The sequence below is a fragment of the Stenotrophomonas sp. FSL W7-1447 genome (assembly GCF_037966425.1).
GTDB lineage: Bacteria > Pseudomonadota > Gammaproteobacteria > Xanthomonadales > Xanthomonadaceae > Stenotrophomonas > Stenotrophomonas pavanii.
Genome location: NZ_CP150199.1, coordinates 1,864,166 through 1,882,419, shown reverse-complemented (window position 1 = coordinate 1,882,419; position 18,254 = coordinate 1,864,166). Strand labels below are relative to the sequence as shown.

Below are 18,254 nucleotides of genomic sequence, written 5' to 3'. Positions count from 1 at the left end.
GGCCGACGCGTGATTCTTCACGTGGCCTTACCGGTCGGAAGCGAATGCTCCGCGCACCCGCCACCGCTTGGAGCATTCCGATGAAAGCCTCTTTCCTGCTGGCCGCCGTCCTGCTGGTTGGCCTGCCCCTGGCTGCCAATGCCACCACCCCGCAGCAGCAGCGCATGGCCGAATGTTCGGCCAAGAACAAGGGGCTGAAGGGTGATGCCTACAAGACCGCGCAGAGTTCCTGCCTCAGCGGCCACGCCGCCGAAACCAAGGCGGTCAATCCGCAGCAGGAACGCATGCGCAAGTGCAATGCCGACGCGGGTGCGAAGAAGCTGGCCGGTGATGCGCGCAAGACCTTCATGAGCAGCTGCCTGAAGTCGTCGTAGCGATCGCGTCCGATCGGAACGCCGCAAGGCGTGGATCGACACACCCACGGATGGCCGGGCACTGCCCGGCCATTCCATTACCCCAGGGCGCGCGCCTTCAGCTCGCCCTGCTCGTGCAGGGTCACAAAACGTCCCTTGTCATCCCGGCCCAGCTGCGCCAGCGCCACCTGCGGGTCGTGGGTGAAGAACAACCGCACGTTGCGCGCCAGCTTGTCTTCAAGGAACTGCCGCTTCTCGTCGATCAGCAGCTCGGCGTTGCGGTCGTAGCCCATGGTGATCGGCACGTGTACCCATGAGCGCCCCGGGATCAGGTCGGCACAGAACACCACGCCACCATGCGCGCTTTCGCCAGCATGCGCGTGCCCGACGATCTCGGCCAGCATCAGACCCGGGGTATGCCCGTCGCTGTAGCTGAAGCGTACGCTGCGGCCGAGCGCCTTCGAGTATTCGCCGTCGACCACTTCCAGGCGGCCACTGGCCTGCAGCAGGCCCGGCAGTTCCGGAATGAAGCTTGCGCGATCGCGCGGGTGTGGCTGCACGGCGCGCTGCCAGTGCTGCGCGCCGACCACATAGGTCGCGTTCGGGAACAGCAGCTCGGGATCACGGCCTTCGCTCCACGCCGCCAGCAGGCCGCCGGCATGGTCGAAGTGGAGGTGGCTGAGCACCACCACGTCGATATCCTCATGCTCGAAACCGGCTTCGCGCAGGGAATCGATCAGTACGTGCTGGCTTTCCTGCACCCCGTAGCGCTCACGCATGCGCGGGTCGAAGAACGCGCCGATACCGGTTTCAAACAGCACCGTCTTGCCTTCCAGCGGGCTGGCAAGCAGTGCACGGCAGGCCAGCTCGATACGATTGAGCTCGTCCGGTGCCGCCCATTTTTCCCACAACGCGCGCGGCGCGTTGCCGAACATCGCGCCGCCATCGAGGCGCTGCGAGTTTCCACGAATAGACCAGAGTTTCATGCGTCGATTATCGGCGCCGGCTCGTTAAATAATCGCTAGACGGCAACAGAAAACCCCGCCGGCAAAGGCGGGGTTTCGGTATCAACCGGATTGCCGGCCAGTGGCCGGCACGGCGGGATCAGCGCGCCGGCACAACCTGGGCGCTGCCCACCGGGTTGCGGGGGTCGCTGCCGCCGAACAGCTTGTTCGCCTTGCGGTCCCATTCCACGGTCTGCAGGTTCCCCCACACATGGCTGGACCCACGACCGCCTGCGGCAACGTCGCCGGGCAGGTCGATCTTGTGGCCCATTGCCTGCAGCTGCCTGACCGTTGCCGGGTCGAACGCATCGTCCTCGGCTTCGATCAGGTCCGGCAGCCACTGGTGGTGGTAGCGCGGCAGCGCGGCAACCTGCTGCGCGTCCAGCCCGGCGTCGTAGCCCAGGATGCCCAGCAGCACCATGGTGATGATGCGGCTGCCGCCCGGCGTGCCCAGCACCACCACCTTGTCGGCGTTCTCCATGAAGGTCGGGGTCATCGAGCTGAGCATGCGCTTGCCCGCCTTCGGTGCGTTGGCCTCGTAACCCATCACGCCGAACGCATTGGGCGTGCCCGGCTTCAGCGCGAAGTCGTCCATCTCGTTGTTCAGCAGCACGCCGGTGCCCTTGGGAATCAGGCCCGAGCCGTACAGCAGGTTGACGGTCTGGGTGGCGCCGACGCGGTTGCCATCGCGGTCGATGATCGAGAAATGCGTGGTCTCGTCGTCTTCCAGCGGCGTGGGGTTGCCGGACAGCAGGTCGCTGGGCGTGGCCTTCTCCGGGTGGATGGTGGCACGCAGGCCCTGCGCGTAGTCCTTGCTGGTCAGCACCTTCTGCGGGATCTGCACGAAGTCCGGATCGCCGAGGAAGAAGGTGCGGTCACGGTAGGCGCGGCGCATCGACTCCACCACCAGGTGGGTGCGGTGCGCCGGGTCCATCTTCCTGATGTCCCAGCCTTCCAGGATCTGCAGCATGCTGGCCAGCGCGATGCCACCGGACGACGGCGGCGGCGCGGTGGTGATCTTCCAGCCGTTGTAGTTGAACACGATCGGTTCGCGCTGCTTCACGCGATAGCCGGCCAGCTCTTCAGCGGTCCACTTGCCGCCGGCCTGCTTCACGCCGGCCAGCAGCAGCTTTCCGGTCTGGCCCTTGTAGAAGCCATCAAAGCCACCCGCAGCCAGGCGCTCCAGCGTCTGCGCCAGCTCCGGCTGCTTGAACAGGTCACCGGTGGCGATCGGCTTGCCGTTGCGCAGGTAGACCTCCCGCGTGCCGGGATAGCGCTCCATCACTTCACGCCGCGACGCGTAGCCCTTGGCCATGCGCTCGTACACCGGGAAGCCTTCGCGCGCGATCCGGATGGCCGGTTGCAGCGAGGCCGACAGCGGCAGCTTGCCGTGCTTGGCCGACAGTTCGACCAGCGCTGCGGGCAGGCCCGGGATGCCGGCCGACCAGGCGCCGTTGACCGAACGATCCCGGTCCAGGTTGCCCTGCTTGTCGAGGAAGGCCTGCGGGGTCGCGGCGGCCGGGGCCGTCTCGCGCGCATCCAGCATCACGTCCTTGCCGGTGGCCGCGTCGTGCAGCAGGAAGAAGCCGCCACCGCCCAGCCCGGAGCTGATCGGCTCGACCACCGCCAGCGTGGACGATACCGCCACCGCCGCGTCGAAGGCGTTGCCGCCCTGCGCGAGGATGTCGATGCCGGCCTGGGTGGCCAGCGCGTGGCCGCTGGCAATGGCCGCGCCATCGGGGCGTTCGGCACGGGCCGGGCCGTCGGCCCAGGCAACCGGGCTCAGCAGCAGGCCGAGCAGCAACAAGCGGCGGACGATCAGCGTCTTCATTCGGATGGGGGCTCCGCGTAGAGTTCGGGGTGATCGTGCTGCAGTTGGCGCAGCTTGGCCAGCAGCTGGTCTTCCGTTTCCACGATCTCCGGATCCGGGTCGATGCACTCGACCGGGCAGACGACCACGCACTGTGGCTCGTCGAAATGGCCCACGCACTCGGTGCAGCGGGCAGGGTCGATCACGTAGATGGTTTCACCCATCGAAATGGCCTGGTTCGGGCAGGCCGGCTCGCAGACGTCGCAGTTGACGCAGAGCTCGTTGATTTTCAGCGACATGGCGATACTCCTCGCCCGCGCCTTGGGACAAAGGACCGGCCAGCGCGGGCGCGCGGGCCGGTCAGGTCATCAGCGGCACCCTTGCGGGACGCCGCCCGGGCCATGCCGGGGCATGGCCGCCATGGCTCGGTATTACTTGGCTTCGACGAAAATGTACTCGGCGCCGGTCGGCTGGATCGCCGCCTGCACGCGGGCGTTGTCGGCCGACTGGCCGATGAAGACGACGCGCACGCCCTTCATCGAATCCGGCGACACGTCCTTGAACACGGCCTGGATCATGTCAGCCATCTTGCCCGAGGCCGACGAACCGAAGGCCAGCATGTTGCCCGGCTGCACGCCACGGGCCACGGCCTGGGTCGCGCTCTCGGTCTGGCGCTCGTACTTGGCCTGGAAGTCCGGGTCCGATTCCGGCGACAGGTAGTACAGGAACGGGCTGTTGGTGATGTTGCCCATGTTCTGGATCGCCACTTCCTGCAGGTACTTCTTCCAGCCTGCATCGTCATCCTTGGCCGGAGCGACCAGGGCCTGCTTGGCTTCGTCGACCGGAGCGGCCTCTTCCTTCTTGCAGGCGGTGAAGGCCAGGGCCAACGAAGCGATCAGCATCGCGCGCATGGTGGTGTTCATGGGTTTCCTCCCGGAGTGGTGCGTGGTGGTGTACGTAATGGGGTGCGGATACAGCGGGGCTTACGACTGTGCCGCCTTCGCTTCGCGGACCTTGCGCAGGGCTTCGAGCACCGCGGCCGGCACGAAACCGGACACGTCGCCGCCCAGGCGCGCGATCTCGCGGACCAGCGAGGACGAAATGAAGCTGTGCTGCTCGGCCGGGGTCAGGAACAGGGTCTCGACCTCGGGGATCAGGTGGCGGTTCATGCTGGCCATCTGGAACTCGTACTCGAAGTCGGACACCGCGCGCAGGCCGCGCAGCAGCACCCCGCCCTGGACCGAACGTACGAAATGGGCCAGCAGCGTGTCGAAGCCGATGACCTCGACATTGCCGTGATGGGCCAGGGCGCCACGTGCCAGCTGCACGCGCTGTTCCAGCGGCAGCGCCGGGCCCTTCGACGGGCTTTGCGCCACGCCGACCACGACCTTTTCAAACAGCGGCGCAGCCCGGCTCACCAGGTCGATATGGCCGTTGGTGATCGGGTCGAACGTGCCGGGGTAGACGGCGATGCGGCGGTTGGCCACGGTCATGGGCGGTAGCAGATGTTCAGATGAGGTCAAAGTGTAGCAGTGGCGCGGCGGTACAGGGCAAAGCGCACCTCGCGGGTGCCGCCCTCCCGGTGCAGCAGCCAGTCCGGCGGCAGCACCGGCACGTGGCCGGCCGGCGATTCCAGGTACAGCCAGGCATCGGCGGCCAGGTGCCGCGGCAGCTGGGCCAGTACGTCCTGCCACAGGCCATCGGCAAACGGCGGGTCGATGAACACCAGGTCGGCCTGCTGCGCCGGCGCGCCCTGCAGCCAGCGCAGGGCGTCGGCCTGCACGACAGTGATCTGGTCCACGGCCTGCAGCTTGGCCACGGCGGCGGCCAGGTTGCGTCCCAGCTGCGCATCGCGCTCGACCAGGGTGGCGTGGGCGGCGCCACGCGAGACCGCCTCCAGGCCGAGCGCACCGCTGCCGGCGAACAGGTCCAGCACCCGCGCACCACCCAGCTTGGGCATCAACCAGTTGAACAGGGTCTCGCGCACGCGGTCGCTGCTGGGCCGAAGGCCTGGCAGGGTCGGCACCGGTAGGCGGGTGTTGCGCCAGCGCCCGCCGATGATGCGGACCTGGCCGTCGTTGCCCCCACGGCCGCTCATCGGCGCCCCCGGCGGGAGGTATTCGAGAAATTCAGCATGAGCGGGATTGTAGTTCGGCCGGGCTTTGCCCGGCACCCGCAGAGGCCGAAGCAACAGCCAGAGCAACGGCAAAAGCTGGTTTCCTGTGGGTAGGCGGGGTGGGCCAGGTTGTGGGGGACGCCGTAAACCCGTCCATGGGGGCTTGGCCGCGGCATCCATGCCGCGGACACCCCCACAACCTGACCCACCCCGCCTTCGACAGTTTCCTGCGATCTGTCGGAACAACTCTTGGGGTCAGATCCGTTTTCCTGCGGAAAACGGATCTGACCCCAGATTTATTTCGATATCTGACAGATGTGTCGACCAAGGTCGACACCTACCAACAGCCGAGTGAACCTGTCAGAGGCGGGGCGGTGTGGGTTGGCAGGACCGTTGGCGCCATGGATGGCGCCATCGAGCCCCCATGGATGGGTTCACGGCGTGTTCTGCCAACCCACACCGCCCCGCCATCCCACGGATAGCCCGCTGTTGCTGTTGCTGTTGCATCGGCCTCTGCAGGTGCAGGGCTGCAAGCCCTGCCGACCAACCCCTTGATTTCGGGACAATCACCCCTACCCCTTGGCGAGGCCGCACGCGCTGGCGCGGCATTGCAAACGGAGCCTTATCGATGACCGAGACGACCCAGACCGAAACCCTTGGCTTCCAGACCGAAGTCAAGCAGCTGCTGCAGCTGATGATCCACTCGCTGTACTCCAACAAGGAGATCTTCCTGCGCGAGCTGGTCTCCAATGCCGCCGACGCCGCCGACAAGCTGCGCTTCGAGGCCCTGACCCAGCCGGCCCTGCTGGAAGGCGACAGCGAGCTGCGCGTGCGCGTCAGCTTCGATCCCACCGCCCACACCATCACCATCGAAGACAACGGCATCGGCATGAGCCGCGCCGAGGCCATTACCCACCTGGGCACGATCGCCAAGTCCGGCACCGGCGACTTCCTGCGCCAGCTGTCCGGCGACCAGAAGAAGGATTCGCAGCTGATCGGCCAGTTCGGCGTCGGCTTCTACAGCGCCTTCATCGTTGCCGACGAAGTGGAAGTGACCTCGCGCCGCGCCGGGCTGCCTGCCGGCGAAGGCGTGCGCTGGACCTCGCGCGGCGAAGGCGATTTCGAGGTGGCCACCGTCGACAAGCCCGAGCGCGGCACCCGCATCGTGCTGCACCTGAAAGACGGCGAGCACGACTTCGCCGACGGCTGGCGCCTGCGCAGCATCCTCAAGAAGTACTCGGACCACATCGGCCTGCCGATCCAGATGCCGAAGGAAAGCGAAGAGGGCGCCGCCGTCGAGTGGGAGACCGTCAACCGCGCCAGCGCACTCTGGACCCGTCCGCGCACGGAGATCAGCGACGCCGAATACACCGAGTTCTACAAGCACGTGGCGCACGACCACAGCGACCCGTTGGCGTGGAGCCACAACAAGGTCGAAGGCAAGCTGGAGTACACCTCGCTGCTGTACGTGCCCGGGCGTGCGCCGTTCGACCTCTATCACCGCGATGCCCCCAAGGGCCTGAAACTGTACGTGCAGCGCGTGTTCGTGATGGACCAGGCCGAACAGTTCCTGCCGCTGTACCTGCGCTTCATCAAGGGCGTTGTCGATTCCAACGACCTGTCGCTGAACGTCTCGCGCGAAATCCTGCAGTCCGGCCCGGTCATCGATTCGATGAAATCGGCGCTGACCAAGCGTTCGCTGGACATGCTGGAGAAGCTGGCCACCGACAAGCCCGAGCAGTACGCCACGTTCTGGAAGGAATTCGGCCAGGTGCTGAAGGAAGGCCCGGCCGAGGACTACAACAACCGCGAGAAGGTGGCCGGGCTGCTGCGCTTCGCCTCCACCCGAGGCGACGGCGATGCGCAGACGGTGTCGCTGGCCGATTACCTCGGCCGCATGACCGAAGGCCAGGACAAGATCTACTACCTCACCGGCGAGAGCTACAGCCAGGTGCGCAACAGCCCGCACCTGGAAGTCTTCCGCAAGAAGGGCGTGGAAGTGCTGCTGCTGACCGACCGCATCGACGAATGGTTGATGGGCTACCTGACCGATTTCGAAGGCAAGGGCTTCGTCGACATCGCACGTGGCGACCTCGACCTGGGCGCACTCGAAAGCGAAGCCGACAAGCAGCAGCAGGAAGCAGCGGCGAAGGAAAAGCAGGGCCTGGTCGAGCGCCTGAAGACGGTGCTCGGCGATGAGGTGGCCGAAGTGCGGGTTTCGCACCGCCTGACCGATTCGCCCGCGGTGCTGGCCATCGGCGAACAGGACCTGGGCCTGCAGATGCGCCAGATCCTCGAAGCCAGCGGGCAGAAGGTGCCGGAAAGCAGGCCGGTGCTGGAGATCAACCCGGGCCACCCGCTGATCGCCAAGCTCGACGCCGAAGCCGATGGCGCGCGCTTCGACGACCTCGGCCGGGTGCTGTTCGACCAGGCCGCGCTGGCCGCCGGTGACAGCCTGAAGGACCCGGGTGCCTATGTGGCCCGCCTGAACAAGCTGCTGCTGGAACTGTCGGCCTGACCGACAGGGTGGCGCCGGGCATGGCCCGGCCTACCCGGCGATGCTCTGGTAGCGGCCAACCTTGGTTGGCGCCCAAAAGGCGTGCCAACCATGGTTGGCACCTACCGAGGTGGGTCGAGCGTGCCAACCAAGGTTGGCACCCACCAGGCGCGGCAGTTGGCGCCTACCGAGACGGGCTGATCAAACCTTGCGATCCAGCAGCGAACCCAGCATCTGGTCCTGGCGGCGGATGACCGCGGCATTGGCGGCGAAGGCCACTACTTCGGCCTTGGCCGCCAGCAGATCGCCCAGGGGGGCGCCCGGATCGGGGGCGGTGGTGGTCACCGCCGTCGCCACCCCGCCCTGCGCCACCGCATTGCGCTGCAACTGCAGGCGCTGCGCATCGGGGGTGGCCAGGTTGGCCACGTTGTGCGTGGCCACCTGCATGCCCTGCTGGGCCGCGCGCATGCCACCCAGAGCGGTTCCCATCACGTTGTCCATGTCGGTCTCCGGGCCGCACGCCGCAGCCCTCCTGACCGGTTAACGGCCGGCACGCCGCGACCTTGAGTCCACATCGGCCCGACAGGCCCGAGTGGTAGCATATCCCCCTGATTTCAGCGCCTTTTGCCAATGCTCAGTTTTTTCCGCCGCAAGAAGCCCCAGGACGCCGCCGCACCGGACGCGCCCAAGACCCAGCACTACTCGGCTGAAGAGCTGGCGGCGGCGTTCCCGTCAGCCGCCCCGGCCGAAGACGCGCCCACCACTGCGGTGGCCGAAGCCGTAGCACCGGTACCCGTGCCGGAACCGGCCCCCGTCGCGGTACAGGCGTCGGTCACCGAAGTGCCCGCCGTGCCGGCTGCGCAACCGGTCCTCGCGGCCGAGGATGTCCAGGCCGAAGCGCTGGCCGCCGCCGCCGTGCTGGCCCCGCTGGCTCCGGTCGTTCCGGCCGCGGAGCCGGCCGCCCCGGCCGCCGATCTGCCGGCGCTGGTCGATGCCCCGCCCGCCCCAGCCGGCAAGCCCGGCTGGCGCGAACGCCTGCGCAACAGCGTCATCGCGCGCAGCTTCGGCGGCCTGTTCTCGCGCAATCCCAAGCTCGACGACGACCTGCTGGACGAGCTGGAGACCGCACTGATCACCGCCGACGTCGGCGTAGGTGCCACCACCGACCTGGTGGAAGGGCTGCGCAAGCGCATGAAGTCGCGCGAGTTCGCCGACGCCAATGCGCTGCTGGCTGCGCTGCGCGCCGAGCTGATCGCGATCCTGCAGCCGGTGGCCAAGCCGCTGGTGATCGACCGTGCTGCCAAACCCTTCGTGGTGCTGACCGTCGGCGTCAATGGCGTCGGCAAGACCACCACCATCGGCAAGCTGGCCAAGCGCTTCAAGGACGACGGCCACAGCCTGATGCTGGCCGCCGGCGATACCTTCCGTGCCGCTGCCGTGGCCCAGCTGCAGGCCTGGGGCGAGCGCAATGGCGTGGCCGTGGTCGCGCAGGGGCAGAACGCCGATGCCGCGTCGGTGGCGTTCGACGCGCTGCAGGCCGGCAAGGCGCGCGGCACCTCGGTGCTGATCGCCGACACCGCCGGCCGCCTGCACACCCAGTCCGGCCTGATGAATGAGCTGGGCAAGATCCGCCGCGTGCTCGGCAAGATCGACCCCACCGCACCGCACGAAGTGCTGATGGTGATCGACGGCACCACCGGCCAGAACGCGCTGTCGCAGCTGCGCCAGTTCAATGCCGCAGTGAACGTGACCGGCCTGGTGGTGACCAAGCTGGACGGCACCGCCAAGGGCGGCGTGGTGTTCGCGCTGGCCCGCGAGTTCGGCATTCCGATCCGCTTTGCCGGCATCGGCGAGCGCCCGGAAGACCTGCGCGTGTTCGACCCGGAAGCGTTCGTCGATGCCCTGCTGCCCGAAGCGCTGGGCGCCTGATACACCGCGCCGCCACGCATGACGTGGCGCTACTGATATCTGGTAGCGCCACCCCATGGGTGGCTGCCTCTCTGGAACACGCATGCCCCGCCAGCCGCACGCCAGCGCCGGATCCCCGCACACCGACGACTTCGTCGCCCGCCTGCTGCACTGGTTCGACGACCACGGCCGCCACGACCTGCCCTGGCAGCATCCGCGCAGTCCCTACCGGGTCTGGCTGTCGGAGATCATGCTGCAGCAGACCCAGGTGGCCACGGTCATCCCGTACTTCCTGCGGTTCCTGCAGCACTTCCCGGCCTTGCCCGACCTCGCCGCCGCCAGCAATGACGCGGTGATGGCGCAGTGGGCAGGGCTTGGCTACTACGCCCGCGCACGCAACCTGCATGCCGCCGCCAAGCGCTGCGTGGAACTGCACGACGGCGACCTGCCGCGCGATTTCGACGCGCTGCACGCGCTGCCCGGCATCGGTCGCAGCACTGCCGGCGCCATCCTCAGCCAGGCCTGGAACGACCCGTTCGCGATCCTCGACGGCAACGTCAAGCGCGTGCTCAGCCGCTACCACGGCATCGACGGCTTCCCGGGCCTGCCGGCCATCGAGAAGCAGCTATGGGCAATCGCCGAGGCGCACGTGGCACAGGTGCCGGCCGGGCGCATGGCCGATTACACCCAGGCGCAGATGGATCTGGGCGCGACGGTGTGCAGCCGCGCCAAGCCGGCCTGCGTGATCTGCCCACTGCAGGACGCGTGCGTGGCGCGGCGCGAGGGCCGCACCGCTGAACTGCCCACGCCCAAGCCGGGCAAAACGCTGCCCGAGCGCGAAGCGGTGGCCCTGCTGCTGCGCGACGCCCAGCAGCGCGTACTGCTGCAGAAGCGACCGGACACCGGCATCTGGGCGCAGCTGTGGACGCTGCCGCAGGCCGAGGCCGGCAGCGTGCTGCAGGACTGGTTCGATGCGCACGTGGAAGGTTCGCTGGAAGACGCCGAGGCGCTGCCGGTGCTGCAGCACACCTTCAGCCACTACCGGCTGCACCTGCAGGTACTGTCACGGCAGGTAGACGGCCTGCGCGTGGAAGAACCCACGCTGCGCTGGGTCGCCGCCGACGAACTGCCTTCGCTGGGCCTGCCAGCACCGATCCGCAAGCTGCTCGACGGTGCCACGATCAGGACGCCGAAACGAAATTCCAAGAAACCCCGCAACCACGAGTGAGTGCCATGCCCCGAACCGTCTTCTGCCAGTACGAACAACGCGATGCCGAGGGCCTGGACTTCGTGCCCTACCCCGGCGAACTGGGCCAGCGCATCTTCAACAACATCGGCAAGCAGGCGTGGGCCGCGTGGCTTGCGCACCAGACCATGCTGATCAACGAAAACCGGCTGTCGCCGCGGACGCCGGAACATCGTGCGTTCCTTGAACGCGAACTGGTCAAGTTCCTGTTCGAGAAGGACGCGGAAAAGCCGGCCGGCTTCGTTCCGGAAGCCTGACCCACAGGTAGTGCCGGCCGCTGGCCGGCATCGCGCAGATGCCAAGTTGCCGGCCAGCGGCCGGCACTACCGCGCTAGTTCGTATTTTCCTCGCGCTCCTGCACCTGCGCCTGGCGCAGCTCCTGCTCGGAGGCACGCAGCGCCTTCACATCCAGCTTGCGGATGCTGTGGATGAAGCACGGCATGCGCGGGCCACCGGTCGGGTCACGCACCAGGACCTTGTCGAAGCGCGACGATACGCGGCCCATGCTGCTGGTGAGCCCGATGGCCGTGGCGTAGGGCAGGTCCGGGCACGGGCCGCTCAGTTCCAGCAGGTAGGCCTCGCTCGGCCGGGTCCACACCGCCAGCGCGCTGTCACCCAGTTCGGTCCAGCCATTGAGGCTGCCGAAGAACGGCATGTCATTCTGTGGCGCGCCAGCATGGGCGCGGTACAGGCCGAGCTTTTCGGTGCTGCTGAGCCGGCCGGTGGTCGCACAGGCGGCCAGCGCCAGACAGAGTCCGGCAATCAGGAGCGGGGTCTTCATGGCGATCTCCTCGGGGAACCTGCCGCGATCATGCGCCGGCCGACGTGCGGCCGGCGCGATGGCAGGTACACCCGTTCAGGCACCGGGAGGCGGCCGTTGCCGGGCGCTCAGACGTCGGCGTGGGCGAGCGCGTGCAGGCGGCCTTCGCGCAGCTCCAGCACCCGGTCCAGCCGCCGCGCAAGGCTGCGGTCGTGGGTGACCAGCACCAGGCTGGTGTGACGGGCACGGTTGAGTTCCAGCATCAGCTCGAACACGGTGCCCGCGGTGCGGTCATCCAGATTGCCGGTCGGCTCGTCGCCGAGCACGCAGGCCGGATGATTGACCAGCGCACGGGCCACTGCGGCACGCTGGCGTTCGCCGCCGGACAGCTCGCCGGGCTTGTGGTCCAGGCGATGGCCGAGGCCGACCGCTTCCAGCAGCGTGGTGGCCCGGCTGCTCGCTTCGGCCACGGCGGTGCCGGCCAGCAGCACCGGCATCATCACGTTTTCCAGCGCAGTGAATTCCGGCAACAGGTGGTGGAACTGGTAGACGAAGCCCAGCGCCTGGTTGCGCAGCAGGCCGCGCGCGGTATCCGACAGCGCCGACATGCGCTGGCCGGTCACGTAGACCTCGCCTGCGGTCGGAACATCCAGCCCGCCCAGCAGGTGCAGCAGCGTGCTTTTGCCGGCACCGGAGGCACCGATGATCGCCACCGTCTCGCCGGCGGTCACGGTCAGGTCCAGGCCATCGAACACCGGGGTCTGCATGCGCCCTTCGGCGTAGGTCTTGCCCAGTGCTTCGGCGCGGATCACTTCATCGCCACGGTTGAAGACCTTATTCATAACGCAGGGCCTCCGCCGGCTGGGTGCGTGCTGCCCGCCAGGCGGGATACAGGGTGGCCAGGAAGCTCATCAGCAGCGCGACCACGGTGATCGCCACCACGTCGCCGGTCTGCATGTCGGTCGGCAGGCCGGTGATGTAGTACACATCCTCCGGCAACAGCTTGACGTTGAACACGCGCTCGATGGCGCCCAGGATGCGCTCCAGGTTGAGAGTCAGCGTGATGCCGCCGATCAGCCCGGCCAGCGTGCCGAAGATGCCGATCAGCGAACCCTGCACCATGAACACCTGCATCACCCCGCCCGGGGTCAGGCCGAGGGTGCGCAGGATGGCGATGTCGGCCTGCTTGTCGGTCACCAGCATCACCTGCGAGGACACCAGGTTGAAGGCCCCCATGGCGATGATCAGCGACAGCAGGATGCCCATCACCACCTTCTCCATGCGCAGCGAGTGGTAGAGGTTGGCGTTCTGCTGGGTCCAGTCACTCACGCGGTAGGCCCCCCCCAGGCTCTGCGCCAGGTCCACGCCCACTTCCAGCGAACGGTCCATGTCGTGCAGTTTCAACCGCACGCCGGTGGCACCGTCGCTGCGCAGCACGCGCTCCAGGTCCTGCATGTTGGCGAAGCCGACGCCCCGGTCGACCTCGTTGTAGCCGGCCTCGAAGATGCCACTGACGGTGAAGCGTTTCATCCGTGGCACCGCACCGGCAGGCGTGCCCTGCACTTCGGCAAATGTCACCAGCACCTGGTCACCGACATCGACGCCGAGCCAGATCGCCAGTTCCTTGCCCAGCAGCAGGTTGAAGCTGCCCGGCGTCAGGCTGGCATAGCTGCCCTTGGTGACCTTCTTGTCGATCACCGATACCTTCGGCTCCAACGCCGGATCGATGCCCTGGATGATCGCACCCTGCACGCGCGGGCCGCTGATCATCGACTGGATCTCGATGTAAGGCGCGGCACCGGCCACGCGCGGATCCTTGCGGGCCACGTCGACCACGCGCATCCAGTCCGGCATCGGCTCGCCGTCGCGGCTGATGGTGGTGTGCGCGGTCATCTGCAGCAGGCGGCTGCGGATTTCCTTCTGGAATCCGCTCATCACCGCCAGCGTGGTGATCAGCACCGTCACGCCGAGCGCGATGCCCAGGATCGATGCCATCGAGATGAAGGAGATGAAGCCGTTGCGGCGCTTGGCGCGCAGGTAGCGCAGGCCGATGGCCACGGGAATGGGTTTGAACATGCAGGCACGCCGGTCAATTCAGCTTATGGTGCCATTGACCGGGCCCGACGGGAAACGCTGCGTGCGGCCACGGCCAGTCGCAGTTCACGTCGCTGCCCGGAATCGAGCACATCGGGCCAGAACAACAGCCGCTGGCGCCTGCCGCCCTCACGCCAGAGCAACAACAGCCAGGGGCCGCGCACGATCAGCCGCGGCGCATCGATGCCCTGCCCGGCCACCTGCAGTGGCTCGGGAAGCGGCGGAAGAAGCACCTGCACGCGCGGCCTGCGCTGGCGCCAGGCCAGTTCGGCCAGGCCCACGCCCCACGCCAGCAAAACGGCGGGGATCAGCAGCCGCGGCGGCAGGTCCGATGCGCGCAGCAGCCAGGGCGCGGCCAGCAACACCGCCAGCTGGGCGGCGGCCTGCAGCCGCGAGGGGCGCCACTCAAGGCTTGAGGGCGAGGATCTTCTGCATGAGGGGGATCGCGTGCGCATGCGGGCAGGCCTCGTAGCCCATGAACCAGCGCCACAACTTATCGTCCTCGCAGTCGAGCAGGAACAGGAAAACTTCGCGTTCTTCGGTGGGCGCAGTGCTCCACTCCCGGTCCAGGTAGCGGCCGAACAGCTGGTCCAGTTCGCGCATGCCGCGTCGGCAGCGCCAGCGCAGCTTCTTCAGCAGAACATCTTCTTCCATCGTGTTTCTCCAGATACAGCAAAGCCACGCATGGCGTGGCTCTACTGGGGTGGCACAGCCACGCGTCGCGTGGCTCTACCAGATACCGCCGGGCCTGATCAGGCGCGGCGTTCCATCATCAGCTTCTTGATCTCGGCGATCGCCAGCGCCGGGTTCAGGCCCTTCGGGCAGGTCCGGGCGCAGTTCATGATGGTGTGGCAGCGGTACAGCTTGAACGGGTCTTCCAGATCGTCCAGGCGCGCACCGGTGTCCTCATCACGCGAGTCGATGATCCAGCGGTAGGCCTGCAGCAGGATCGCCGGGCCCAGGTAACGCTCGCCGTTCCACCAGTAGCTCGGGCAGCTGGTCGAGCAGCAGGCGCACAGGATGCACTCGTACAGGCCGTCCAGCTTCTTGCGGTCTTCCGGCGACTGCAGGCGCTCGCGGTCCGGCGGTGCCGGGGTCTGGGTACGGATCCACGGCTTGATCGACGCGTACTGCGCGTAGAAATGGGTCAGGTCCGGAACCAGGTCCTTGACCACGTTCATGTGCGGCAGCGGGTAGATCGGCACTTCCTTCTTGCCACAGTCCGAGATGGCTCGGGTGCAGGCCAGGGTGTTGGTGCCGTCGATGTTCATCGCGCACGAACCACAGATACCCTCGCGGCACGAGCGGCGGAAGGTCAGGGTCGGGTCGATCTCGTTCTTGATCTTGATCAGGGCGTCCAGGACCATCGGGCCACAGGCATCCAGATCGACTTCATAGGTATCGGTGCGCGGGTTGCTGTCGTCGTCCGGACTCCAGCGGTAGATCTTGAAGGTGCGCACGTTCTTGCCGCCGTTCTTGACGGGGAAGTGCTTGCCCTTCGTGATCTTGGAATTCTTGGGAAGTGAAAACTCGGCCATGGCTGCTCTCGTTGGCTCAGGCGGCCCGCGCCCGTGGGCGCGGATTGCATGGTAGGCGGGGTCGGATCAGTACACGCGCGGCTTCGGCGGCACCACGGACACGTCGTCGGTCAACGTGTACATGTGCACCGGACGGTAGTCGAAGCTGCACTTGCCCTTCTCGTCGACGCTGACCAGGGTGTGCTTCTGCCAGTTGACGTCGTCGCGGTCCGGATAGTCCTCGTGCGCATGCGCACCACGGCTTTCCTTGCGCTGTTCGGCCGAGTTGATCGTCGCCACCGCGTTGAGCAGCAGGTTGTTCAGCTCGTAGGTCTCGATCAGGTCCGAATTCCACACCAGCGAACGGTCGGAGACCTTCACGTCCTGGAACGAGTCGAAGATCTTGTCCATCTTCTCGCAGCCTTCCTTCAGCGTCTGGCTGGTGCGGAAGACCGCCGCGTCGGCCTGCATGGTGCGCTGCATGCGATCGCGGATGACCGAGGTCGGGGTATCGCCGTTGGCGTGGCGCAGCTTGTCCAGCAGGCCCAGCGCCTTGTCGCAGGCATCGGCCGGCAGCGGCTTGTGCGATGCGCCCGGCTTGATGGTCTCGGCGCAGCGGTTGGCCACCGCACGACCGAACACCACCAGGTCCAGCAGCGAGTTCGAGCCCAGGCGGTTGGCACCGTGCACGGACACGCAGGCCGCTTCGCCGATGGCGTACAGGCCCGGCACGACCGCGTTGTCGTTGTCACCGACCTTCTGCACCACTTCACCGTGGTAGTTGGTCGGGATGCCGCCCATGTTGTAGTGCACGGTCGGGATGACCGGGATCGGCTGCTTGTGCACGTCGACGCCGGCGAAGATGCGGGCGCTTTCGGCAATGCCCGGCAGCTTCTCGTCGATCACGCCCGGGCCCAGGTGGGTCAGGTCGAGCAGGATGTGGTCCTTGTGCTCGCCGACGCCGCGGCCTTCGCGGATCTCGATGGTCATCGAACGGCTGACCACGTCGCGCGACGCCAGGTCCTTGTAATGCGGTGCGTAGCGCTCCATGAAGCGCTCGCCGCTGCTGTTGCGCAGGATGCCGCCTTCACCGCGGACACCCTCGGTGATCAGGCAGCCGGCGCCGTAGATGCCGGTCGGGTGGAACTGCACGAACTCCATGTCCTGCATGGCGATGCCGGCACGCATGGCCAGGCCGCCACCGTCGCCGGTGCAGGTGTGCGCGGAGGTGGCGCTGAAGTACGCACGGCCGTAACCACCGGTGGCCAGCACCACGCCCTGGGCGCGGAACAGGTGCAGGGTGCCGTCGGACATGTCCAGGGCCAGCACGCCGCGGCAGGCGCCTTCCTCGTCGAAGATCAGGTCGAGCGCGAAGTACTCGATCATGAAGCGCGCGTCGTGCTTCAGCGACTGCTGGTACAGCGTGTGCAGCATCGCGTGGCCGGTACGGTCGGCCGCCGCGCAGGTACGCTGCGCCGCCGGGCCTTCGCCGTACTTGGTGGTCATGCCACCGAACGGGCGCTGGTAGATCTTGCCTTCGGCAGTGCGCGAGAACGGCACGCCGTAGTGTTCGAGTTCGATGATGGCCGGGATGGCCTCACGGCACATGTACTCGATGGCGTCCTGGTCGCCCAGCCAGTCCGACCCCTTGATGGTGTCGAAGAAGTGGTAGCGCCAGTCGTCCTCGCCCATGTTGCCGAGTGCGGCCGAAATACCGCCCTGGGCGGCAACGGTGTGCGAACGGGTCGGGAAGACCTTGGTCAGGCACACGGTCTGCAGGCCCTTGGCGGCCAGGCCGAACGTGGCGCGCAGGCCGGCACCGCCGGCGCCGACCACGACCATGTCGTACTTGTGTTCGGTGATCTTGTAAGCGGACATCTAATCTGGATTCCTGTGTAGGTGCCTGGGCTCAGGCAACGCCGAGGGCGATGCGGCCCACCGCAAACACACTGACGATCATGCCGAGCACGGCGACGAACTTCACTGCGGTCTGCAGCACCAGGGCCAGCAGCGATTCGTGGATGTAGTCTTCCAGCACGACCTGCATGCCGAGCTGCGCGTGCCAGAACATGGCGATCAGCAGGCCGATCAGCGGCACCGCGTTCCACGGCTTGGCCACGGCGGCGGCGGCGGTCGCGTAGTCCGAGCCGAGCAGGCCCAGCACGAAGACCAGGAACCAGATGCCCAGCACCACCAGTGCGGCGGCGGTCAGGCGCTGGTGCACGAAGTGCTCGGTGCCGGTCTTGGCCGAGCCCAGGCCGCGCACGTTCTTCAACGGGGTACGGAACTTGCTCACGCGGCACCTCCGAACATCACATAGGCCCACACCAGCAGGGTAATCACCAGGCTGCCGATGACCGACAGCCAGCTGCTGCGGATGAAGGCGGGGATGCTGAAACCAATGGCGAAGTCCTGCACGACGTGGCGGATGCCATTGCACAGGTGATAGGCGAACGACCATGTCCACGCGAACAGGAACACGCGGCCATACCAGGCCCCGGCATGGCCGGTGAAGCAGTTCCAGGACTCGGGCCCCATCATCAGGGCCAGCAGGCCGGCAGCGATGATGAGGGCACCAACAGACAGAAAGATGCCAGTGGCTCGATGCAGGATCGAGGTGGCCATCTGAATCTGCCAGCGATACACCTGAAGGTGCGGGGAAAGTGGGCGTTGTCTGGTCGCCATTCGCTGGGCTCGTTGTCTCGGCTGGGCGGCACTCGGCCGCGTTGGCTCAATGCTGATCAGAAATCGATGCAGCGTCCGTTTTTCTCCCAATCGCCATACCGCACCGGATCAAGTCCGCCGCGGCCGCCGAATTCCTCCGCCTTTTCCTGTTCCACGGGCACGGGTGCCGCAGGGACCAGCGGGGCTTCAGATTCGTCGTCGGGAGTGGGGGTTGTTTGGCCTATCATGTTCGGTCTCGCAACGCACAAATTTTAGACCTCGTTC

22 protein-coding genes are annotated in these 18,254 nt (G+C 67.0%); 5 read left to right on the top strand and 17 right to left on the bottom strand.

The genetic code is table 11. The features are described from left to right. Positions 1-80: 80 nt before the first annotated feature. Entirely contained in the window at positions 81-374 is a 294-nt protein-coding gene (locus NSQ78_RS08815) for a PsiF family protein (protein ID WP_046430010.1), read from the top strand. A 77-nt stretch (positions 375-451) separates the two neighbouring features. Here the strand turns inward: NSQ78_RS08815 and NSQ78_RS08810 are convergent, their stop codons facing one another. From NSQ78_RS08810 to rsmD, 6 genes are all read right to left on the bottom strand, one after another. After that, positions 452-1,339 carry an MBL fold metallo-hydrolase gene (locus tag NSQ78_RS08810; RefSeq protein WP_049470373.1) on the bottom strand — a complete coding sequence of 296 codons (888 nt, stop codon included), beginning with the start codon at positions 1,337-1,339 and terminating at the stop codon, positions 452-454. A 118-nt stretch (positions 1,340-1,457) separates the two neighbouring features. Continuing rightward, positions 1,458-3,188 (bottom strand): gamma-glutamyltransferase, encoded by a 1,731-nt coding sequence (gene ggt / locus NSQ78_RS08805; protein ID WP_064238186.1) that lies wholly within the window; start codon positions 3,186-3,188, stop codon positions 1,458-1,460. Continuing rightward, on the bottom strand, positions 3,185-3,466 hold the full coding sequence (locus NSQ78_RS08800; RefSeq protein ID WP_010484376.1) for a YfhL family 4Fe-4S dicluster ferredoxin: 282 nt from the start codon (positions 3,464-3,466) through the stop codon (positions 3,185-3,187). The genes ggt and NSQ78_RS08800 overlap by 4 nt, the downstream gene beginning before the upstream one ends. Positions 3,467-3,598: 132 nt before the next feature. Next, positions 3,599-4,090 carry a hypothetical protein gene (locus tag NSQ78_RS08795; protein WP_005409092.1) on the bottom strand — a complete coding sequence of 164 codons (492 nt, stop codon included), beginning with the start codon at positions 4,088-4,090 and terminating at the stop codon, positions 3,599-3,601. Positions 4,091-4,150: 60 nt separating this feature from the next. Further along, entirely contained in the window at positions 4,151-4,660 is a 510-nt protein-coding gene (coaD, locus tag NSQ78_RS08790; protein ID WP_005416145.1) for a pantetheine-phosphate adenylyltransferase, read from the bottom strand. A gap of 26 nt (positions 4,661-4,686) precedes the next feature. Continuing rightward, positions 4,687-5,265, bottom strand: a complete 579-nt coding sequence (rsmD, locus tag NSQ78_RS08785) for a 16S rRNA (guanine(966)-N(2))-methyltransferase RsmD (protein ID WP_064238184.1) — start codon at positions 5,263-5,265, stop codon at positions 4,687-4,689. A gap of 646 nt (positions 5,266-5,911) precedes the next feature. Here rsmD and htpG point away from each other — a divergent pair. Further along, entirely contained in the window at positions 5,912-7,801 is a 1,890-nt protein-coding gene (gene htpG, locus NSQ78_RS08780; protein WP_149902119.1) for a molecular chaperone HtpG, read from the top strand. A gap of 180 nt (positions 7,802-7,981) precedes the next feature. Here htpG and NSQ78_RS08775 read toward each other — a convergent pair whose 3' ends face one another. Further along, positions 7,982-8,281 carry a hypothetical protein gene (locus NSQ78_RS08775; RefSeq protein ID WP_064238180.1) on the bottom strand — a complete coding sequence of 100 codons (300 nt, stop codon included), beginning with the start codon at positions 8,279-8,281 and terminating at the stop codon, positions 7,982-7,984. Positions 8,282-8,410: 129 nt separating this feature from the next. Here NSQ78_RS08775 and ftsY point away from each other — a divergent pair, with 129 nt between their 5' ends. The 3 genes from ftsY (at position 8,411) to NSQ78_RS08760 (ending at position 11,191) form a co-directional block, all read left to right on the top strand. Further along, on the top strand, positions 8,411-9,709 hold the full coding sequence (gene ftsY, locus NSQ78_RS08770) for a signal recognition particle-docking protein FtsY (protein ID WP_064238178.1): 1,299 nt from the start codon (positions 8,411-8,413) through the stop codon (positions 9,707-9,709). A gap of 82 nt (positions 9,710-9,791) precedes the next feature. Then, positions 9,792-10,916 carry an A/G-specific adenine glycosylase gene (gene mutY / locus NSQ78_RS08765; RefSeq protein WP_049468736.1) on the top strand — a complete coding sequence of 375 codons (1,125 nt, stop codon included), beginning with the start codon at positions 9,792-9,794 and terminating at the stop codon, positions 10,914-10,916. Between the two features lie 5 nt (positions 10,917-10,921). Further along, entirely contained in the window at positions 10,922-11,191 is a 270-nt protein-coding gene (locus tag NSQ78_RS08760; protein ID WP_053506281.1) for an oxidative damage protection protein, read from the top strand. Between the two features lie 74 nt (positions 11,192-11,265). Here NSQ78_RS08760 and NSQ78_RS08755 read toward each other — a convergent pair whose 3' ends face one another. The 10 genes from NSQ78_RS08755 to NSQ78_RS08710 all read right to left on the bottom strand — a co-directional run bounded on the left by NSQ78_RS08755 (position 11,266) and on the right by NSQ78_RS08710 (position 18,217). Further along, positions 11,266-11,715: a DUF6491 family protein gene (locus tag NSQ78_RS08755; protein WP_049468738.1), complete on the bottom strand. Its 450-nt coding sequence runs from the start codon at positions 11,713-11,715 to the stop codon at positions 11,266-11,268. Between the two features lie 107 nt (positions 11,716-11,822). Beyond that, positions 11,823-12,536, bottom strand: coding sequence for a lipoprotein-releasing ABC transporter ATP-binding protein LolD (lolD, locus tag NSQ78_RS08750; protein ID WP_049407617.1), 714 nt, complete (start codon positions 12,534-12,536; stop codon positions 11,823-11,825). Continuing rightward, a complete protein-coding gene (locus NSQ78_RS08745) occupies positions 12,529-13,770 on the bottom strand; it encodes a lipoprotein-releasing ABC transporter permease subunit (RefSeq protein ID WP_049468740.1) in 1,242 nt (413 codons plus the stop codon). Before NSQ78_RS08745 ends, lolD begins: the two co-directional genes overlap by 8 nt. Before the next feature lie 23 nt (positions 13,771-13,793). Next, positions 13,794-14,243, bottom strand: a complete 450-nt coding sequence (locus tag NSQ78_RS08740) for a hypothetical protein (protein WP_064238176.1) — start codon at positions 14,241-14,243, stop codon at positions 13,794-13,796. Then, complete coding sequence (locus NSQ78_RS08735) at positions 14,194-14,442, bottom strand: succinate dehydrogenase assembly factor 2 (RefSeq protein WP_004153155.1); 249 nt, start codon at positions 14,440-14,442, stop codon at positions 14,194-14,196. Before NSQ78_RS08735 ends, NSQ78_RS08740 begins: the two co-directional genes overlap by 50 nt. 98 nt (positions 14,443-14,540) lie before the next feature. Next, on the bottom strand, positions 14,541-15,326 hold the full coding sequence (locus NSQ78_RS08730; RefSeq protein ID WP_005409079.1) for a succinate dehydrogenase iron-sulfur subunit: 786 nt from the start codon (positions 15,324-15,326) through the stop codon (positions 14,541-14,543). A gap of 66 nt (positions 15,327-15,392) precedes the next feature. Then, positions 15,393-17,183: a succinate dehydrogenase flavoprotein subunit gene (gene sdhA / locus NSQ78_RS08725; protein ID WP_053463388.1), complete on the bottom strand. Its 1,791-nt coding sequence runs from the start codon at positions 17,181-17,183 to the stop codon at positions 15,393-15,395. 31 nt (positions 17,184-17,214) lie between these two features. After that, positions 17,215-17,601 (bottom strand): succinate dehydrogenase, hydrophobic membrane anchor protein, encoded by a 387-nt coding sequence (gene sdhD / locus NSQ78_RS08720; protein WP_005409077.1) that lies wholly within the window; start codon positions 17,599-17,601, stop codon positions 17,215-17,217. Continuing rightward, entirely contained in the window at positions 17,598-17,990 is a 393-nt protein-coding gene (gene sdhC / locus NSQ78_RS08715) for a succinate dehydrogenase, cytochrome b556 subunit (RefSeq protein WP_005416132.1), read from the bottom strand. The genes sdhD and sdhC overlap by 4 nt, the downstream gene beginning before the upstream one ends. A 56-nt stretch (positions 17,991-18,046) precedes the next feature. Next, on the bottom strand, positions 18,047-18,217 hold the full coding sequence (locus NSQ78_RS08710; RefSeq protein WP_005409075.1) for a DUF1674 domain-containing protein: 171 nt from the start codon (positions 18,215-18,217) through the stop codon (positions 18,047-18,049). Positions 18,218-18,254 lie beyond the last annotated feature (37 nt).

Excerpts from the sequence above, each read along its gene's own strand:
- NSQ78_RS08815 (WP_046430010.1), top strand. The coding sequence starts at position 81 with ATGAAAGCCTCTTTCCTGCTGGCCGCCGTCCTGCTGGTTGGCCTGCCC.
- NSQ78_RS08810 (WP_049470373.1), bottom strand. The coding sequence starts at position 1,339 with ATGAAACTCTGGTCTATTCGTGGAAACTCGCAGCGCCTCGATGGCGGC.
- ggt (WP_064238186.1), bottom strand. The coding sequence starts at position 3,188 with ATGAAGACGCTGATCGTCCGCCGCTTGTTGCTGCTCGGCCTGCTGCTG.
- NSQ78_RS08800 (WP_010484376.1), bottom strand. The coding sequence starts at position 3,466 with ATGTCGCTGAAAATCAACGAGCTCTGCGTCAACTGCGACGTCTGCGAG.
- NSQ78_RS08795 (WP_005409092.1), bottom strand. The coding sequence starts at position 4,090 with ATGAACACCACCATGCGCGCGATGCTGATCGCTTCGTTGGCCCTGGCC.
- coaD (WP_005416145.1), bottom strand. The coding sequence starts at position 4,660 with ATGACCGTGGCCAACCGCCGCATCGCCGTCTACCCCGGCACGTTCGAC.
- rsmD (WP_064238184.1), bottom strand. The coding sequence starts at position 5,265 with ATGAGCGGCCGTGGGGGCAACGACGGCCAGGTCCGCATCATCGGCGGG.
- htpG (WP_149902119.1), top strand. The coding sequence starts at position 5,912 with ATGACCGAGACGACCCAGACCGAAACCCTTGGCTTCCAGACCGAAGTC.
- NSQ78_RS08775 (WP_064238180.1), bottom strand. The coding sequence starts at position 8,281 with ATGGACAACGTGATGGGAACCGCTCTGGGTGGCATGCGCGCGGCCCAG.
- ftsY (WP_064238178.1), top strand. The coding sequence starts at position 8,411 with ATGCTCAGTTTTTTCCGCCGCAAGAAGCCCCAGGACGCCGCCGCACCG.
- mutY (WP_049468736.1), top strand. The coding sequence starts at position 9,792 with ATGCCCCGCCAGCCGCACGCCAGCGCCGGATCCCCGCACACCGACGAC.
- NSQ78_RS08760 (WP_053506281.1), top strand. The coding sequence starts at position 10,922 with ATGCCCCGAACCGTCTTCTGCCAGTACGAACAACGCGATGCCGAGGGC.
- NSQ78_RS08755 (WP_049468738.1), bottom strand. The coding sequence starts at position 11,715 with ATGAAGACCCCGCTCCTGATTGCCGGACTCTGTCTGGCGCTGGCCGCC.
- lolD (WP_049407617.1), bottom strand. The coding sequence starts at position 12,536 with ATGAATAAGGTCTTCAACCGTGGCGATGAAGTGATCCGCGCCGAAGCA.
- NSQ78_RS08745 (WP_049468740.1), bottom strand. The coding sequence starts at position 13,770 with ATGTTCAAACCCATTCCCGTGGCCATCGGCCTGCGCTACCTGCGCGCC.
- NSQ78_RS08740 (WP_064238176.1), bottom strand. The coding sequence starts at position 14,243 with ATGCGCACGCGATCCCCCTCATGCAGAAGATCCTCGCCCTCAAGCCTT.
- NSQ78_RS08735 (WP_004153155.1), bottom strand. The coding sequence starts at position 14,442 with ATGGAAGAAGATGTTCTGCTGAAGAAGCTGCGCTGGCGCTGCCGACGC.
- NSQ78_RS08730 (WP_005409079.1), bottom strand. The coding sequence starts at position 15,326 with ATGGCCGAGTTTTCACTTCCCAAGAATTCCAAGATCACGAAGGGCAAG.
- sdhA (WP_053463388.1), bottom strand. The coding sequence starts at position 17,183 with ATGTCCGCTTACAAGATCACCGAACACAAGTACGACATGGTCGTGGTC.
- sdhC (WP_005416132.1), bottom strand. The coding sequence starts at position 17,990 with ATGGCGACCAGACAACGCCCACTTTCCCCGCACCTTCAGGTGTATCGC.
- NSQ78_RS08710 (WP_005409075.1), bottom strand. The coding sequence starts at position 18,217 with ATGATAGGCCAAACAACCCCCACTCCCGACGACGAATCTGAAGCCCCG.